19 protein-coding genes and 1 pseudogene are annotated in these 18426 nt (G+C 47.7%); 9 read left to right on the plus strand and 11 right to left on the minus strand.

Annotated features, from left to right (window positions below; all coding sequences use genetic code 11):
• The first annotated feature begins 18 nt into the window (after positions 1-18).
• Entirely contained in the window at positions 19-885 is an 867-nt protein-coding gene (locus RJ47_RS02955) for a hypothetical protein (RefSeq protein WP_039481237.1), read from the plus strand.
• 9 nt (positions 886-894) lie between these two features.
• Positions 895-1005: pseudogene (locus RJ47_RS21530) on the plus strand (ABC transporter substrate-binding protein); the annotation flags it as partial.
• A 64-nt stretch (positions 1006-1069) separates the two neighbouring features.
• Here RJ47_RS21530 and RJ47_RS02960 read toward each other — a convergent pair.
• The 7 genes from RJ47_RS02960 to RJ47_RS02990 form a co-directional block, all read right to left on the minus strand.
• On the minus strand, positions 1070-1498 hold the full coding sequence (locus RJ47_RS02960) for a YccF domain-containing protein (protein WP_038135099.1): 429 nt from the start codon (positions 1496-1498) through the stop codon (positions 1070-1072).
• A gap of 23 nt (positions 1499-1521) precedes the next feature.
• Entirely contained in the window at positions 1522-1815 is a 294-nt protein-coding gene (locus RJ47_RS02965) for an antibiotic biosynthesis monooxygenase family protein (protein ID WP_005470239.1), read from the minus strand.
• Positions 1816-1850: 35 nt separating this feature from the next.
• A complete protein-coding gene (locus tag RJ47_RS02970) occupies positions 1851-2582 on the minus strand; it encodes a sulfite exporter TauE/SafE family protein (RefSeq protein WP_038188379.1) in 732 nt (243 codons plus the stop codon).
• A gap of 83 nt (positions 2583-2665) precedes the next feature.
• Entirely contained in the window at positions 2666-3895 is a 1230-nt protein-coding gene (locus RJ47_RS02975) for a DASH family cryptochrome (RefSeq protein ID WP_039481678.1), read from the minus strand.
• Positions 3896-3969: 74 nt separating this feature from the next.
• Positions 3970-5175 carry an MFS transporter gene (locus RJ47_RS02980; RefSeq protein ID WP_039481241.1) on the minus strand — a complete coding sequence of 402 codons (1206 nt, stop codon included), beginning with the start codon at positions 5173-5175 and terminating at the stop codon, positions 3970-3972.
• A gap of 9 nt (positions 5176-5184) precedes the next feature.
• On the minus strand, positions 5185-5364 hold the full coding sequence (locus RJ47_RS02985; protein ID WP_005470166.1) for a hypothetical protein: 180 nt from the start codon (positions 5362-5364) through the stop codon (positions 5185-5187).
• A gap of 86 nt (positions 5365-5450) precedes the next feature.
• A complete protein-coding gene (locus RJ47_RS02990) occupies positions 5451-5864 on the minus strand; it encodes a rhodanese-like domain-containing protein (protein ID WP_039481244.1) in 414 nt (137 codons plus the stop codon).
• Positions 5865-5988: 124 nt separating this feature from the next.
• On the opposite strand from RJ47_RS02990, the gene RJ47_RS02995 reads away from it, so the two are divergent.
• On the plus strand, positions 5989-6927 hold the full coding sequence (locus tag RJ47_RS02995) for a helix-turn-helix domain-containing protein (protein ID WP_039481246.1): 939 nt from the start codon (positions 5989-5991) through the stop codon (positions 6925-6927).
• 112 nt (positions 6928-7039) lie between these two features.
• Positions 7040-8569, plus strand: a complete 1530-nt coding sequence (gene norR, locus RJ47_RS03000) for a nitric oxide reductase transcriptional regulator NorR (RefSeq protein ID WP_039481249.1) — start codon at positions 7040-7042, stop codon at positions 8567-8569.
• A gap of 1 nt (position 8570) precedes the next feature.
• Here the strand turns inward: norR and RJ47_RS03005 are convergent, their stop codons facing one another.
• Both RJ47_RS03005 and RJ47_RS03010 read right to left on the minus strand, forming a co-directional pair.
• Positions 8571-8966, minus strand: a complete 396-nt coding sequence (locus RJ47_RS03005) for a DUF2391 family protein (RefSeq protein WP_039477498.1) — start codon at positions 8964-8966, stop codon at positions 8571-8573.
• Positions 8967-9524 (minus strand): mechanosensitive ion channel domain-containing protein, encoded by a 558-nt coding sequence (locus RJ47_RS03010; protein ID WP_038188356.1) that lies wholly within the window; start codon positions 9522-9524, stop codon positions 8967-8969.
• Between the two features lie 464 nt (positions 9525-9988).
• On the opposite strand from RJ47_RS03010, the gene hcp reads away from it, so the two are divergent.
• The 3 genes from hcp (at position 9989) to RJ47_RS03030 (ending at position 13463) form a co-directional block, all read left to right on the plus strand.
• Positions 9989-11650, plus strand: a complete 1662-nt coding sequence (gene hcp / locus RJ47_RS03020) for a hydroxylamine reductase (RefSeq protein WP_039481255.1) — start codon at positions 9989-9991, stop codon at positions 11648-11650.
• A 66-nt stretch (positions 11651-11716) separates the two neighbouring features.
• Entirely contained in the window at positions 11717-12751 is a 1035-nt protein-coding gene (locus tag RJ47_RS03025) for a hybrid-cluster NAD(P)-dependent oxidoreductase (RefSeq protein ID WP_039481258.1), read from the plus strand.
• Positions 12752-12917: 166 nt separating this feature from the next.
• Positions 12918-13463: a glutathione peroxidase gene (locus tag RJ47_RS03030; protein WP_039477509.1), complete on the plus strand. Its 546-nt coding sequence runs from the start codon at positions 12918-12920 to the stop codon at positions 13461-13463.
• Between the two features lie 29 nt (positions 13464-13492).
• Here the strand turns inward: RJ47_RS03030 and RJ47_RS03035 are convergent, their stop codons facing one another.
• Entirely contained in the window at positions 13493-15271 is a 1779-nt protein-coding gene (locus RJ47_RS03035; protein ID WP_039481680.1) for an ABC transporter ATP-binding protein/permease, read from the minus strand.
• Between the two features lie 201 nt (positions 15272-15472).
• On the opposite strand from RJ47_RS03035, the gene RJ47_RS03040 reads away from it, so the two are divergent.
• Positions 15473-16369, plus strand: coding sequence for a DMT family transporter (locus RJ47_RS03040; RefSeq protein ID WP_038135125.1), 897 nt, complete (start codon positions 15473-15475; stop codon positions 16367-16369).
• 84 nt (positions 16370-16453) lie between these two features.
• A complete protein-coding gene (locus RJ47_RS03045; protein WP_039481261.1) occupies positions 16454-17407 on the plus strand; it encodes a GGDEF domain-containing protein in 954 nt (317 codons plus the stop codon).
• 16 nt (positions 17408-17423) lie between these two features.
• Here RJ47_RS03045 and RJ47_RS03050 read toward each other — a convergent pair whose 3' ends face one another.
• Positions 17424-18350 carry a DMT family transporter gene (locus tag RJ47_RS03050; RefSeq protein WP_039481264.1) on the minus strand — a complete coding sequence of 309 codons (927 nt, stop codon included), beginning with the start codon at positions 18348-18350 and terminating at the stop codon, positions 17424-17426.
• Positions 18351-18426: the final 76 nt, after the last annotated feature.

Consider the following 18426-nt stretch of genomic DNA (forward strand, 5'->3'; position numbering starts at 1 on the left):
AAGATCAAGGAGCGCACTATGTCAGACAAACTATCCACTACCGCCCTCGCCAAATTGCGTCAACAAGATGCGAAGGAACTCTTTACCGAGTTAAAAAATGCTGGCTATATCAACAGAGGTGACGAAGGTTGGGTGCTCACCGAGATTGGGGCTAAGTTTGGCGGTGAGTACATCACGCACGCCAAATTTGGAAAGTTTATTGTTTGGCCACAAAACCTCCTCATCGATCATGCTGCGACCAGTGGTAATACACTCTCTGCTACTCAAATAGGCCAGCGCTTTTCTCTGCCAGCGAAGAAAATCAATCAACTCCTGCAAGAGCTGGGCTGGCTTAGTCGCACAGAACAAGGTTGGCTGGTAACTCAATCCGGTCTTACTGTTGGTGGCCATCAACGGGAAGATAAAGAGACCGGTGCGCAATTTGTGGTTTGGCACGATACCATCATTCGTAATAAGCGCTTGAAGCAGTCGGTCGTCGAATTTTCCGGACAAGACGCCGAAACACACACGACAGACAAATCTTTGTCCAGCTTTAGGCAAAAGTTTGAAGCCAAACATCGCACCCTCGATGGCCACTATGTGCGCTCTAAAGGTGAGCTTATCATCGACAACTGGCTTTACATGAATGGCATCGTTCATGCCTATGATCGCCAATTACCTATCGAACAGGACGTATTGAGTGACTTTTACTTGCCGGCAGGAAAAGTGTATCTCCAATATTGGGGAAGTGATTCTGGTGAAATCGATGCAAAGCAACGAGATAAAATAATAGCGTTATACCAAGAGCATGGGTTTGCCCTTATCGAAGTGACTCCTGATGACATAGAGCACCTTGATGAGCGATTGCCAAGTAAATTGCGAGAGTTTGGGATTAAAGCCTACTAACGCCCCGTTGCTCATAAAATTAACCAAGCGATCAAGAGCATTCGTGATAGCGGCACTTACGACAAAATCGCTGCGAAGTACTTCTCATTTGATATTTATGGAGAAGAGCTAAGCAAATAGCCTTCGAGCCGCAAACAAAAAGCCCTCAATAATCTAGTATTGAGGGCTTTTTCTGTTCATGCCTTTACTTAGAGTAACGCGCCATTGCCGCTTGCTCTTTAGGCACTACGGTTTTACCAATCGGCGCCAGTGAAATGTAGGCGAGCTTCAAATGCTGAAGTGCGAATGGTATACCGATAATGGTAATAAAACACGCTACTGCCGACATGATATGACCAATCGCCAACCAAATACCTGCCAACAAGAACCAGATCACGTTACCTATTGTGCCTAACGGGCTGGTGCCTATGTCCATCTCTTTAGTGAGCTCATCTCGTCCTATCACTTCTTGTCCGAACGGGAAGAAAGAGAAGTTCCCCATCACGAAACACGCTCGTCCCCACGGAATACCAATAATGCTGATGAAACACAACAAGCCGACTAGCCACCAAGCAAGTCCCATGATGACGCCACCACACAAAAACCAAATAATATTACCCAGTACTCTTAACACTTGTTTCTCCTTTGTAGAAAACCTTAGCCGTAGACCTTTTCAAAGTGTTCTACGGTTGGGAAGGGATCATAAAAATGATGTAAAAGTGCCTTCCATTCCTGATATTGCGCGGATTGTCTAAATCCTTGCTCGTGGTCTTCTATTGTTTGCCAGTTCACCAACAAAATATAGCGGCTTGGGTTTTCAACACACCGTTGCAGTTGGTGTGAAATATAGCCCTTCATCGACGCTATGATCGTCTGCGCTTTGGCAAAGTTTTGCTCAAACTCAGACTCCAAATTCGGCTTCACATCTAATATTGCGACTTCCAGTATCATGTTTTTTCCTTAACCTAAGATGAACAGCGCCCGTTTTATTGAATTAATCCCTGCCATACCGCCGTTGCACCACTGACCGTACACAAAGCGAGTGCGCCCAAGCGTATCTTCTCTTTGGGTAACGAATGCGTGGTTAACTGCGCCAGTTTATAACCGACCCAAGAAGCAGGAATCAATGGAATTGAAATCCAAAGATGATGCCAAGTGAGAAACCCAGCGGGCATTTGAATGATCAGCGAGATGATGGAACTAAAGACAAAAAACGCCGACAGATTTCCCCGAAGCTGATTCGCCTCTTGGTGCTGTAAAAGCAGTGCCATTGGCGGGCCACCGATGGCTGAGCTGGTTCCAAAAAAGCCAGAGAAGAACCCTGCGATACCCATCCTCGCCGGTGTGGGCTCGATTCGAAATGGCAGTAAGCTGACTGCAACCGCAAACAGCACCAGTAAACCAAGCCATAGCGCCAGTAAGTCGGTGGAGACTAGAACAAGCAGCACCCCACCCGCAACAGAGCCGGGAACTCGCCCTATCAAGGCCATTTTTAAGCCACCGATTTCGACACTTGCGCGGTGTTTTAAGGCATTGAGAATCGAGATGAATAGCGCCACCAAGCAAATCGGCGCGGGAACGTAATCTGGGGACACCAAAATCAGCAAAGGCGCTGCGACAATCGCCAGCCCAAATCCGATCGCTGTTTGCACAAACGATCCTAAGAAGATCAAAAACGCGGCAATCAGAGCCTCTGGCGTTATCCATTCAGCGTACATATTCATCATTTACTACGAGTCAGTGAGAAACTTCATAATAATCTAACGCGATGAAAATGCGACCGTTTTAAATGATTAAAATCTCACTGTTTTTCCGCTGTGTTTTGCCATCGGCGAGTAAAAGATGAATCGGGGTCATAAAGCTCGGCTTGCTTGGCCAAATTAAATCGCCTTGAAGGATTGGGATCAGCGCCAACACCGGCTAGATACTGCCAATTTCCCCAGTTTGACGTCACATCATAGTCAATCAATTGAGTTTCAAAATAAGCCGCTCCACGTCGCCAATCCAAACCCAACTCATGAATCAAACAACTCGCCACCAATTGACGCCCACGGTTAGACATAAAACCTGTCTCTTTGAGCTGATTCATGCACGCATTGACGATAGCAAACTCTGTCTCACCTTTTACCCAGCGTTGAAACGCCTCATCATCAAAAGGCTTAGGTGCTTGTTTCGATGTCAGTCCAGAAAAATAGAATACCCTTTGCTGATGCTTGCGCCCGTACCAATAGAAGTACTCGCGCCATAACAGCTCAAATATAATCCAGTAGGTCGACTGATTGGCACCATTGCGTTGCTCATATTGGCGTAACAAAGCGACAATTTGTGCAGGAGAAATGCACCCGAGAGCGAGCCAAGGGGAAAAGTGCGTCGAGCTCGATTCTCCCTCTAAATGGTTGCGAGTCTCTTTGTAGCTACTGGCAAAAGGTTGGGAAAAGTACCAAGCCGCGTGTTGGATCGCCGCGCGCTCGCCACCAACAAACCCCGTGGGAATGGCAATCTCTCCGAGACGATACAAAGCGTCTTTAGAAGGATAAAGATGCTCAAAAATGGGCTCTACTTGTTTGCGAAACTGAGTAAAGGTTGCCGGAAGCTCATCAAGTGGAAACGGCAACTGATCTAAGTGAAAAAGCGTGGTGTTGTCAGACTGAATCACCTCTAGCGTCGGAAATTTCTGCTTGATGACATTGATCATGACGGTCTCATCAAATCCCGCAACCTCGCTGACGTAAAGGTGGCTAACGCCTCGTTGCTCGATTATCTCTGCCACGGCTTTTGTTGTGCCTTGCTCAGCGATATTGAGTTCGACGCCCAACGCCGCGAGGCTCTCTGAAAGGTCCTCAACGGACTGGTGTATAAACCGCTCTCTGTGAGTTCCGAGGTTGTGCTCGCCGGAGAAAGCCGCTAGGAACTCGGTCACATGAGGTAGGCAATAGACGGCGACTAACTCGTCAACCTCGTTGAACGCGCGGTCGAGTAATGAATTGTTTAAGCGTCTTAAATCGTTGGTAAACCAGTATAAGCCAACCATTGTTTGCACAGTAATGCCTCCTCTACGTTGCACGATTATTCGATACGTAGAACAGAGGCATTTAGTTTACCCAGTTATGCCGCTGCTAATCGCTGCACTGGTCTATCGTTAATTGGCAAGTGGATTAGAGCTGCGGCAAACGCCAGAACCACAGTTGACCACCAGATTGGGTCGTACGAGCCGTAGTAATCGTAAATACGTCCGCCTGCCCATGCACCTAAAAAGCTGCCAACTTGGTGAGTGAAAAACACCAAACCATACAGAGTTGACAGGTACTTGGCACCGAAAATCTGTCTGACTAAGCCTGATGTTAATGGCACCGTACCGAGCCAACAGAAACCAATCGCACCGCCAAAAATCGCCGCCGTGTGCTCCGTGACAGGTAAGGTAACAAAAGCACCAATCACAGCCGTACGCATCAAATACAACGCTGACATCACGTGGCGCTTGCTGTACTTATCGCCCATCACGCCCCAAAAATAAGAGCCAAAGATGTTGAAAATACCAACATACGCGAGTGCCATTGCCGCGGTTTGTGCCGACAAGTTCTTATCCGCTAAGTAGCTTGGTAAATGGGTGGCAATAAACATAACGTGGAAGCCACAAACAAAGAAGCCCGCATGGATTAACCAGTATCCTTTATGGCTAAATGCCTCTTTTAACGCCTGCTTAAGCGTTTGTTGTTGCTCTTTGGTTTGGTCAGCATTGGCAGATGGCTTAGGCGCACGCATAAATAGCGCAAAGGCGATCATAGTAGAGCAAAGAATCGCAAAGCCCTGCAATGCGCCTTGCCAGCCAAACTCAGATAGCATAGTTTGCGCGCCTGGGATCATCGCGAACATACCAAATGATCCAGCAGCAGTTGTCAAACCGAACGCTTTTGCCGCGTGCTCTGCCGGAACCACTTTCGCCACTGCACCTAACACAATTACATAGCTTGTGGCACTTAAACCAAGACCAACTAATACACCTAGCGACAGGTAAAGCATGCTTGGCTCTACCGCAATTGACGTTAGGTACAAACCTGAACCATACGCGATAGCGCCTAAAATGATGACGCGTTTCGCGCCAAACCGGTCTGCAGCCATACCAACAAAAGGCTGAAACACACCGAACAACAGGTTTTGCAGGGCAATCGCAAAGCTGAAAAACTCGCGCCCAATTTGAAAGTGTTCTGATATTGGCATCATAAAAATGCCAAAAGATTGTCTGATACCCAGACAGGTAATTAAGATGGCGATCCCTAGCCAAACAATGATTGGAAATCGAAAAATGCTCATCGCATAACCTTAGTGATGATGGTGGTGAGAATGGTCATGACCTTCACCTGTTGTCTGGTGACAGCCGCTATTAATCGCTTGCTGAGCCAATAACGCCAGTAGTTTGGGAGAGTTATGGACAGCAACAAGAGAAAGCACTAGCAGTAAAGTCATTCTCATTAGCTGAGCAAAAAGTGATTGAGAAAACATAGTTCTAAATCTCAGCATGGGTTTCAAAAGAGCGCGAAGTGTAGAGATCCCCGCGCAATGACTCAAATGACATTTAAACAAGGAGACTATGCATTTTGTGCATACAGTGACTTCGCCAGCTCAAATCCTTCATCGAGCCAACCTGTCACGCCACCAATCATTTTCTTTACGGGTCGACCTAATTTGGCCAAACGAATGGCGGCTTTCTCGGTGCCATTGCAATGTGGACCTGCGCAGTAGACGACAAACAAGGTCTCCTGCGGGAAATCAGCTAATCGCTTTTCATTGAGCCGCGGGTGAGGAATATTAATTGCTCCGTGAATGTACCCCTCTTCATACAGCGCTTCACCTCGTACATCAACCAGCACAAAGTCTTGCAACCCATTGGTTAGCGCGTGGTGCACATCCCAACAATCGGTTTCAAACTTTAGTAGTGCTTCAAAATGTGCCAATGCCTCTTCACTGCCTGCCGCTGCGACGCGCGATACTGCACTTGCCATGTTCTTTCTCCCTGTTTGTTTGAACGCTTACCATTATGCGAACAAAACTGAGCCACAAAAATTGGCTTATAAGACAAGGTTCGTTAATATTAAGCCAAACCATTTGTTCACCAAGGATTGGAAAATGAATCGTGTTGCCATACTTGCCCACTCGCATGTCACCTTATTTGAGATGTCCTGCGCCATTGAGTTATTTGCTTTACCACGACCTGAGTTCGACGCTTGGTACCAGACTGATGTAATTAATCTCGAAGGGACAAGCATCAATACCACAGGCGGCGTAGCCTTAACCGCTCAGCACTCAGAAGATTTAACCCGCTACGACACCCTGATTATTCCTGGTTGGCCGACTTGGGATTTCACCATTCCTACGATTATTGAGCAGCAAGTGAGCCTGTTTGCTCAGCAAGGGAAACGCATTTTGACCCTCTGCTCCGGCGCATTTCTATTGGCGAAACTTGGACTTCTCGACGGGAAAAAAGCAACCACGCATTGGATGTATGAGCAAAAGTTTCGTACTCAGTTTCCAAACGTCGACTATCAGCCAGACGTTTTGTATGTGTTTGACGGCAATCTCGGCTGCTCAGCGGGCAGTGCGGCTGCGTTAGATTTAGGGCTAGCTGTCATTCGCCACGACTTTGGCTACACAGTCGCGAACCAAGTGGCGAAAAGGTTGGTGGTTTCAGGGCATCGCTCTGGCGGCCAAGCTCAGTTTGTCGAAACGCCTTTGCTTGAAGTCCCCAACCAGTTTTCCCAGACCTTGGATTGGGCGAAAAGTAACTTAGATAAAGTGATTCAAATCGACACCCTAGCCAGTAAAGCCAATATGTCGCGCAGAACCTTTGATCGCAAATTTCGTAGCAGCTTCAATATGTCACCAAAAGAGTGGTTAACCCAGCAGCGAATTGAAAGGGCAAAAGCATTATTGGAACAAGAATCGACCTCGGTTGAGCAATTGGCTATTCTGGCAGGCTTCGACAATGCCACAACCATGCGGCACCACTTTCGCCGTTTGGTCGGCGTTTCACCGCAGCAATATCGCTCACAATTCAATGCTGGCTAATATTTCACTTGATGCAAATCAACCGTATAGCGTTTATACCCATTAGTGCGATGTGAAAATGACATCCGCTTGATAGCATGCTCGCACCCAAGACCAAACGGATCACACGCGAATGCATCAACACATGAGCCAAGTGCTGCTTGATATCGCCCTCAACCTTACTTCGAATCAAAATAGCGACGCACAATATCAGCATTTGATCGATGGCATCGATCAAGTTTTTCCTTGCGATGCGAGCGCATTGTTCATCTTTGATCAAGATGGTTTCTTAGTACCTGTCGCTGTAAAAGGACTCGCGAACAGTGTTCTTGGGCGTCGTTTCTTCCCTAAGGCGCACCCTCGTTTAGAAGCGATTATGCAAAGCAAACAGCCGGTGCGTTTTGATGCAAACTGCCCCCTACCCGATCCGTTTAGTGGCGTATTGCTGAGCGAAGAAGCTGAGCTTAATGTCCATGACTGTTTGGGTCGTAGTTTGCATGTTGATGGGCAACTCGTTGGCTTACTCACCTTAGATTCAATGACAGTCGGCGCCTTTGATGCCATTGAGTCAGTTACTATTGAAACGTTCGCCGCCCTTGCCGCGGCAACCCTGCGTAATATTGGCCAAATCAAAGCACTCAAAGCGCAAAACAAGAAACAAAAGCACGTCACCGAAACCTTAATCCAGCAGGCGCGATCCAAAGAGGGGGAACTGGTCGGATTAAGCCCTCAGATCAATCAATTACGCAGCAACATCGCGACGGTAGCCCAATCAGACTATGCCGTGCTGATCACCGGAGAAACTGGCGTGGGCAAAGAACTTGTTGCTCACAGTGTGCATGCCCAATCTCATCGCAGCACCAAGCCGATGATCTACGTCAACTGCGCCGCATTACCAGAAGGTTTGGCAGAGAGCGAGCTGTTTGGTCATGTGAAAGGCGCATTTACTGGAGCAAACCATTCGCGAGCAGGTAAATTTGAACTGGCTGATGGGGGCACCATTTTCTTAGATGAGCTAGGCGAGCTACCTTTGCTGCTACAAGCCAAGCTATTACGAGTGATTCAGCAAGGTGAACTGCAACGAGTTGGCAGCGATAAGCATTTGTTGGTCAACGTTCGAATCATCGCGGCAACCAACCGAAATCTAGAACAAGAAGTCGCGGCAGGTCAATTCCGAGCCGATTTATACCACCGCCTCAATGTCTTTCCGATTTCAGTGCCACCACTGCGTAAACGCGAGGGAGACATTCCTGTCCTGTCAGGCTATCTGTTAGAAAAGGTTCGCAACCAGTTCAACATTCCTAACCTGCACCTTCACCCAAAAGCCCTCGCCCAACTAGAGCGTCAGCCTTGGCCGGGTAATGTGCGTGAGTTAGAACATACTCTGACACGCTCAGCGTTACGGGCGATTCAACAGGACGAGACCATCATTCAGCCGCGGCATTTCGATAGTGATTTACGCCCTTCTGACGCCCAAAGCACATCAAAGTATTTCCCACAACAAAGCGCTGGTCTTCGTTCTTTGGTGGAAGAGTATCAACGAGATCTGATTGTTCATGCTTATGAAAAATCCGAGCAAACATGGTCAAAAACCGCAGAATTTTTGCAAATGGACCGCGGTAATTTGTACCGAATGGCGAAAAAACTCAAGGTGGTGGGCTAAGTTACTCTTTATCGAAACTGTCGACCACGATGGCGCCCATAGATGCTGGCATGGTGATAACGATCACCCGTCTCAACGAAAGTAATGGATCGCTAAACAGCGGAAGTTTGTCGATGCAAAGCAGTACCAAGGCAACCACCATCGCCGCCATCAAATAGGCAGACACAATCCGGAATACAAATACAGCTTTGCGCTGTTTAATATCGCGTTGAAAAACACTCTCGTAGGTGAACAAGGTCAGAAAAACCGTGGAGAGTACGACCAACATAAAGATGTTCAGAGCAGGAAGTGTTTCCCCCAACTTCCATGCCTCCTCGGAAAAAGAGATAGGCACCGCGAGTGCAAACGCCCCCACGAATATTTGCCCTGCATCTTCGATATTAAAATTGAGCTTCATTTATTCCGCCTTAATCTCCGCTTCTTGCGCTGAAGGTTCCGTCTTCTTTGCCACAATCTTGGTTACGCCCTTTTGCAAGATTAGACTATTTGGGTAAGTGATGATGTTCCCGCTAGCATGACGCAACATTACGTGGAACATAGTAATATCAATGATCACACCACTAATATCGTCATCTTTGTCAGAGACTTTTACTTCATCGCCAATTCGGTAAGGAAAGACAAAGAAGATCAAAACGCTGGCCGTCAAATTACTCAGCATCGACCATTGCGCTACCAATGCCACGCCAAGTACCGCAAAAATAGAAGAGAGGAACAAAGAGATATCACCAAAGCCGAGATCCAACAAAATAGTGAACACCGAAGCGAAAATGATAAAGGTACCGAAACCAAAGGCTTTGCCAATAAATTTTTCTCTCTCCAATGAGACCTGCTTACGCCGCGCGATCGAACTGATCGCTCGATTCCCTAGCTTTCTTAACAACAAGTACCCGGCCAGCAAAAGAACGCCCAGCAACACCTGTTGAACCAATGGCGAAATTAATATTGATTGATCCACGCTATAACATCTCAAACATAGGCGACTCCCCAGCATTAGCGGCACGATTCATCATGAGCCGTAAATTCACGCGTTGGGCGGGGACGCCCTTTAAAAACAGGCGTTCATTAAACCACAACACAGCCAAACATAGATACAAAGAGCGCCACTCATTTTGTTTCGCTGCGGCGCAATGGCTGTTCTTGTTGTCATTTTTACATCTCCTGAAGATCTGTCGATATAACATGCGGTTTTAACTCGATTTGTTGTTTTTTACGCCACACTTCAAGGGAAAATCTAAATCACCCACCGAAGTTTCGTTGTCATTAACACAACACCACTTATGTCTTAATGACAACAAACTCGTAAAAGTGGCAATATAAAACATTAATAATCAATAACTTAAACATTGGCACACTCCCTGCTCTAACAACGCATATCAAGGCGAACCGCCAACATCTAACAATTGCAATTGGAGACGCGCAATGTTTTGTATTCAATGTGAACAGACTATTCAAACCCCAACCGTGAAAGGCTGTTCTTTCGCTCAGGGTATGTGTGGAAAAACATCAGAAGTTTCTGACCTACAAGACGTATTGGTTTACACCCTTCAAGGTGTCTCATACTGGGCTGAGCAAGCAAAAAAATTCGCAATCATCGACAACGAAGTCAATCAATGGGCACCGCGCGCATTCTTTTCTACGCTTACCAACGTTAACTTCGATCCAGCACGCATTCTTGAGCTCGCTTCGCAAGCTGCAACATTCAAAGCCCGCTTGAAAGAGCAAACCCTAGCGGCAGCAAAACTCGCAGACACCGCACTAGAAAGCGCACCTGCTGTGGCTGATTTTGAGCTACCAGCAAGCGCAGAAGAGATCTTAGCATTCGCCCCCCAAGTGGCGGTGAACCGCGGCTACCAAACCATCAGTGAAGATGTGATTGGTCTTCGCCTGCTTTGCTTATATGGTCTAAAAGGCGCGGCAGCGTACATGGAACATGCGCGCGTATTAGAGCAAACCAGTGATGACATCTATGCGGAATACCACCAAATCATGGCATGGTTAGGGACTGACCCAGAAGATCTTAATGCGCTTCTTGAATGTTCAATGCAAATCGGCCTTATGAACTACAAAGTGATGGAGATGCTCGATCACGGTGAAACGAAAACCTTTGGTCATCCAGAGCCTACTGCCGTCAACGTTAAGCCAGTCAAAGGTAAAGCAATCCTAGTTTCGGGTCACGACCTACACGACCTAGAGAAAATCCTTCAACAAACTGAAGGCAAAGGCATCAACGTCTACACCAACGGTGAAATGCTTCCAGCGCACGGCTATCCAGAGCTGAAGAAATACTCTCACCTTGTGGGTAACTACGGCAGTGCGTGGCAAAACCAGCAGAAGGAGTTCGCTAACTTCCCTGGTGCTATTGTCATGACATCAAACTGCCTGCTTAACCCGAACGTCGGTCAATATGCCGATCGCCTCTTTACGCGTAGCATTGTCGGCTGGCCGGGTGTGGCTCACATCGAAGGAGATGATTTTAGCCAAGTGATTGAGTGCGCTCTGGCACAAGATGGCTTCCAGCATGATGAAATTGAGCACATGATTACGGTCGGTTTTGGTCGCAATGCCTTAATGCAAGCAGCGCCTGCGGTGGTTGAAGAAGTCAAAGCTGGCAACATCAAACACTTCTTCCTTGTTGGTGGTTGTGACGGTGACAAGTCCGAGCGTAGTTACTACACCGACTTTACGGCTGCGGCGCCTGAAGACAGCGTAATTCTGACCCTTGCCTGTGGTAAGTTCCGTTTTAACAAGAATCAGTTTGGTGACATTAACGGTATTCCTCGCCTACTCGATGTGGGTCAATGTAACGATGCCTACTCTGCTATTCAGCTAGCGCTGGCGCTTTCAAAAGAGTTCGATTGTGGCATCAATGAGTTACCTCTGACTCTTGTCCTCTCTTGGTTTGAGCAAAAAGCGATTGTCATCTTGCTTACGCTGTTTGCGCTTGGCGTGAAAGGGATCTACACCGGCCCAACTGCGCCGGCATTCTTAACCGATAACTTATTGGCCATCATCCAAGAGAAATTCGACATGCGCAGTATTGGCAATGTTGAAGACGATCTAAAAACCATCTTAGCGGCTTAATCATTTGCTAAACCCCAGCAGAAAGCGTTTCGCGAGCTGTTGGGGTTCACTTCTAAGAGAAACCAGATGTTTATTGAATGGCAAAATAATCAAGCTGCGACAATGCGTTGCAGTGACAAATGGCAAGAGACTGACGATGCTGTCAGCATAACGCTCGTTGCGGCCGACGCGAGCCATCTTCATTTCAGCAACTTCAAACCCGGTCAGTTTGTGTCACTTGGGTTTGAACTCAACGGAAAGATTGAATACAGAGCGTATTCGATTGCTTCTACGCCCGGCGATGCTCACCTAAAACTGACCGTAAAAAGAGTCGACGGCGGTTTAGTATCAAGCCACATTGTCGATCATTTTAACTGTGGGGATACAGTGGCGGTGCTTGCGCCAACGGGACCATTTAACAGTATTGATTGTCCTCCAAAACAAAAGGTCACGCTGATCAGCGCCGGATGCGGTATTACCCCAGTCATGTCGATGGCTTCCACTTGGCTGCGAGATAAAGCCGACATTGATATCGTCTTTATCCATATGGCAAAGAGTGTCGCCCAGACGATCTACTTTGACCAACTTGAATCGATGGCTGCGGCTCACTCTCACTTCCACCTAAAGCTACTCCTCAAAGACAATGCAGGAACGAGGCACCCACAGGGGCGATTAGACAAAGCGTGGTTGAACACATTGTGCCCTGATCTTGCCGAGCGCACTGTCTACTTATGCGGGCCAACGCAGTTTATGCAAGACATGGAATCGCACTGCCGCGCTCTAGGGGTCGAAGATGGGCATTTCCACCAAGAGAGTTTTACACCGATGGAATCCAAGCAAAACGAAACATCGTCTGCCGCAGTACAGGTAGAGGTTCCCGCATTTGGTGTCACGGCAGAGGTCGCTCAAGGCTCGACGTTAGCCGATGTATTGGAGGAAAACGGCGTACCTATCATCATCGCCTGTCGCAGTGGCATGTGTGGTTCTTGTAAATGCAAGGTAACCAAAGGGACGGTATCGCGCACCAGTACCGAAACCTTGTCAGAGGAAGATCTCGCCAACGGCTATACTCTTGCCTGCTCTAGCCAAATAGAAAGCGATGTCGAAGTTGAACTGGTATAACCTGCCGAAAGCGAGACAGGCTCTCGCTTTCATTGCTCTTTACTGCGGCTTAGCCACGAGTTAGGTGCTTACGTCAGCGAACTTGTAGACAAAATTCCCCAGTTTGATGATCGTAACGCGGTGAAATCAGTAACAATGTAAAGACTGATAAATAAGGATGACCGCAATGAAAACGACATGGATTTTGTTGGCTACACCTCTGGCTTTAACATGGAGTCTGGCCGCTCAGTCTGCCAGTTGCCCCGAGTTGCTTAATTCAAAGCAAAGGCTGCTCAACTCGAATCAAACCATCGACCTCTGTGAGGAGTTCAAAGGCAAAACCTTGCTGGTCGTCAACACCGCGAGCCAATGCGGGTTTACCTCTCAATATGCTCAACTCGAACAGCTTCATCAGACTTATAAAGACAGCAACTTTGCGGTGATAGGGTTTCCATCAAATGATTTCAAACAAGACCGTGGCAGTGAAGAGAATACCGCCAAAGTGTGTTACCTCGATTATGGCGTGACATTTCCAATGATGGCGAGAAGTTCAATAAAAGGGGCATCGGCTAACCACGTGTTTACCAAGATAAGCGAGCAAGCGGGCGTTGAGCCTCGTTGGAACTTCTACAAATACTTGATCGATGCAAAAGGTGATGTCGTGGCAACATTCCCGAGCTCAACACTGCCAATGAGCCCTGCTCTCACTCAAACCATAGAAAAGCATCTTTAATCGGGCTCAGTTTGCTAAGCCCTTCCCGATTAGTGAATAGCTTTGAACTGGAGCTCCACCAGCCTTTGGTAGAGCTCACAGCTTTGCATCAAATCATTATGACGACCAATATCGACAAGGCGACCTTGATCCAATACGGCAATTTGATCGGCGTGTTGGATGGTGGAGAGTCGGTGAGCAATAATAATGGTCGTGCGCCCTTTCATTAACTGCTCAAGCGCTTGTTGAACGTGGTGTTCACTTTCACTATCAAGAGCACTGGTTGCCTCATCGAGAAGCAAAATCGCCGGATCCTTTAAGATTGCACGAGCAATGGCAATCCGCTGTTTTTGCCCTCCCGAAAGACGAACGCCGCGCTCGCCGAGAAAACTGGCGTAACCTTCCGGTAGCTTGATAATAAAGTCATGAGCGTGAGCTTTTTTCGCCGCTTCGATCACCTGCTCATCTGTCGCATCTGGGTTGCCGTAACGTATATTGTGCATCACATCGTGGCTAAACAAGGCAGGTTGTTGAGGCACCAACGCCATCTGTTGGCGAAGTGCACTCGGGTCAAAACAGCGCACATCCACACCGCCTAGCGTCACTTTCCCCTCGCTAGGGTCATAAAACCGCTGCAACAACTCAAATAGGGTGGTTTTCCCTGCTCCTGACGGTCCAACCAAGGCCAACACTTTGCCCTCATTGGCAACAAGGTTGAGTTGCTCAATCGCTGGGTGTTGCGGTCTTGATGGATAGTGAAACGTCACATTCTCAAAAGTCACTTGGCTCGATAAGCCTTCGATGTCGTGTACCTGACCGTTTGGCGGCGCGATATGGCTTTCAACGTGCAAGATTTCGATCAAGCGTTCTGTCGCTCCTGCGGCGCGTTGCAACTCGCCAAGAACCTCAGAAATCGTCGCCACCGACGAGGCAACCATAATGGCATAGAACACAAACGCCCCCAGATCCCCTGCCGACATCGTTCCTTCAATCACGTCGTTGCCCCCAACCCAGAGCATTCCAGCAATCGCACTAAACACGATGACAATAACGCCCGATATCAATATCGCACGTTGTTTTACTCGACGTCGGCCAATATCGTAAGCACGCTCTACTTCTTTGGAAAACGCCCGCTGTTCGTGGTTTTCGTAACTGTAACTTTGCACCGTCTTAATGTGCTCTATGGCTTCACCAGCGTAACTGCCAACATCAGACATGGAATCTTGGCTCTGACGCGACAACGCCCGCACACGACGACCATAAAAAAGAATCGGGACCAATACGAAAGGAACGGATGCCAAAACAATCAAGGTCAACTTGACGTTGGTGGCAAACAACATGATCACCGCGCCAATACACATCAAAGCGCTGCGCATCGCCATTGAAAACGACGACCCAATGATGCTCTGCAACAAGGTGGTATCCGTGGTTAAGCGCGACATAATGTCGCCGCTGCCGTTGGTTTCAAAATAACTCGGATGAAGACCAATCACATGATTGAACACTGCCAAGCGAATGTCTGCGCTCACTCGCTCCCCAACCGATGAGACCAAGTAGAAGCGAAAAAAGGTGCCAATCGAGATGAGTATTGTGATGGTCAAGATAAACTGAATCGCCCCTGTTAGCTCCTGCGTTGACTGCTGGGCAAATCCTTGGTCAATCAAGATACGAACGCCATAGCCGACCGACAAGGTGAGTGACGCGGTAAAAATCAACGCCAAAAGCGCCACCGCCACTTTGAGTTTGTAGGGTTTGATGAAGGTGACCAATTCGAGGAGAATCGCCAGGTTTTTGGACTTTCCATCAACAGCAGCGGACTCTGCTGGCAAGGAAGAGGATGGGGTTTGGCTCTGCACAGGATTCAACCTCTTAGTTGTTCGGAGCTTGTTCTTTACTCAGCTTATCACTTGGCATCACATATCAACAAACCTTGCGAGTGACACCACACGATATCCGCTACAAGCGTATAGTTTACTTCACCTCAGCTTGCCGTATCATAGCCAACTTAATTGAGAAATTTGAGAATAAGAATGCCTACTACATTCACTCCAGTTATCCCTGTCGGGGTTCGCTTCATGCTGTTGTCTGCACTGGGTTTTGCCCTGATGTCAGCCTGCGTGAAATACGTTAGCGTGCATGGCATTCCTCTGTTTGAAATTGTCGCTGCAAGGGCATTGGTTTCTCTCGTCATTAGCTACATCGATATTAAACGTAAGCGACTATCCGTTTGGGGCAACAATAAGCCTTTGCTGTTCTTGCGTGGCGCCGTGGGCACGCTGGCGTTGATGTGCGTTTATTACTCTGTGACCACGTTACCCTTAGCAGAAGCGACCATATTGCAGTATGTTCACCCTGTATTTACGGCGCTACTTGGGCTCTTATTCCTCAAAGAACGGATTCAAATCGCGACACTTATCTGCATTGCGCTCTGCTTGGCAGGATTAGGTTTAATGGTACAACCCAGTATGGCCAATAACGCAACGCAAGAGTTACCGTTGTTCAGCGTGATGATGGCGTTGCTAGGTGCGCTGGGAAGCTCGATCGCCTATGTGGTGGTTCGAAAACTGAGCCAAACAGAAGACAGCTCTGTCATCATTTTCTACTTCCCTATGGTGGCGTTGCCCACCTCCATCGCACTGATGTGGAATGACTTTGTCATGCCAAGCCTGTTCATCACAATGATGCTGGTACTGGTTGGGGTCTTTACCCAAATTGGTCAATACGGTTTAACCAAAGCGATGCAGACTCAAGCCGCAGGACAAGCGTCTGCCTACTCCTATGTGCAAATCGTCTTTTCAACCTTGATCGGCGTAACGCTGTTTAACGAAATTCCATCGATTTGGACCTATATGGGAGGTGGATTGATTGTAACGGGCGCGCTGATCAATGTCTTTGGTAAACAGCTTCTCCCTGTGCGCCCGCGTTAATCAGAGCGAAACTAGAGTCTAGTCATCTTAGTCTGAGTTATGGCAGACTAACCTTGTATCAGCCACAACGATAAGTCGAAACTCATGGAAGAGCACGAAACGACCATCGCAAAGCTCAGAGACCGTATTGCTGAGCTTGAAGAAAACAACCGCCGCCTAGAAGAGAAGCTCAATGCCGCCTTAGATGGCACCGGATTGTGCCTTTGGGAACAGCATGTTCCGACGGGGCAACTGCGCATCTTTAATATGGAATGGGGCAAGATGCTCGGTTACCAGCCACATGAGCTAGAAGCGACCGTTGAAGTATGGAAAAGCAAACTGCACCCAGATGACTACGATCTTGCCGTTGGCGCTTTCGAAGCCCATTTAAGGGGAGAGGCGGACGCTTATCAAGTCGTGCACCGCATGCTTCACAAAGACGGTACCCACAGTTGGGTATCGGATCGGGGCCGAATCGTTGAATACGATGACAACGGCTCCCCACTTCGGATCATGGGCACACACATCGACATCACTAATGAAAAGCGTTACGAAGAAGAACTGGCTCGATTGGCTTCTGAAGATCCACTCACTGGGCTATTCAATCGCCAAGCGTTGACATCGCATTTTGCCGACTACGCAAAGCGATACCCACACCGCCCTTCTGCGCTGATTTTTATTGATTTGGATGATTTCAAAACCGTTAATGACAATTTAGGTCACAAAGCGGGCGATTTGGTTCTTATGCAAATCAGCGCTTGGTTAAAAGATTTTGCACCGAAAGACGCCTTCATTGCTCGTCTTGGTGGTGATGAGTTTGTCTTACTTTGCCATGAAGATTCTCCCCAGAGCATCGACCGCTTTACTGACGACTTGCTAAGCCAATCTCAACAACCAATTCAACTGGATAATGGCTCAGCAAAAGTAGGGTTCAGCATTGGTATTTGTCATTTCACCCCACAATCTTACGACTTTGAAGCGCTCTATGTCGCCTCTGACCAAGCGATGTACAGCATCAAACAAAATGGCAAGAATGGCGTTGCACGAATACACCTGTGAACGCCATACAGGCAATCTAACGAAGGTTGTGGTTCATTCTAAGTCGCTCAATCGCCTTTACCCATTTGGGAATGAAGGCGCACAATACATTCGCAAACACAATCAAGCCTAGACCAAGCAACTGAATCGACTCATAGCTTTCATCAAAAAACAGCCACTGCCAAAGCGCAGTAAACAATAAATTGGTGTAGATGAGCGGCGCGAGCTGAGAGTTCGACTCCGCCAATTTGTATGCTTTGGAACGAAACACTTGGGTATTGATGATAAGTGCAGCTAAGGCAAACAATACCGCAACCAACAACATCAGACTGCTCGAGTCACTCACTATCCACTCTGGCTGTTGCAGCGCACTCACTCCAACAAACGGCAAAAGCACGACCGAGGCAAAAAGGAAGGTCCAGAAGTTGATTTCAAATGGATTGAGATCGGTTTTGCTCGACCGATACAAAGCCAACTGCGATCCAGCATTAAAAAACCCAGCGGCTAATCCGACCAACAATTCTATTCGCAGCGATAAGTTGGATACATCACCCGCCAGCAACAGCACACCGATAAACGTTATCACTAACCCCAAAATGCTAAGGGGGCGCACTCGAGTCGAAAAGATTAATTTTTCTAACAGTGGAATGAACATGGGGCCGGTGCTAAACAAGACCACACTTTCTACCAAAGAAAGGTGCTTTAGTGAGTAGATAAAACAGATCTGACAAAGACCAATACAGACCGCGCGTAGCCAAAATGGCTTCATCAAGCGACGCTCCGGAATGCGAATTTTGGGCAACGCGACAAACACTAAAAGTAAACTCATTGGCAGAAAAAATCGCAAGAAACCAAGCAGACTTGGCTCTAACTGCTGACTAAGAAATTTGGAAAACAGCCCAGTTAATGACAAACTGAACGTTGATAACAACATAAATACTATTGGGTACAACTGATTAGACATAACTCCTCCCGATTGGCGCTCAGTGTATGTCTGATCAGAGGTAATAAAAATCGCGTAATAATTACATTATCGGTAA

The sequence above is a fragment of the Vibrio sinaloensis genome (assembly GCF_000808535.1).
In the GTDB taxonomy this organism is placed as follows: Bacteria; Pseudomonadota; Gammaproteobacteria; order Enterobacterales; family Vibrionaceae; genus Vibrio; species Vibrio sinaloensis_D.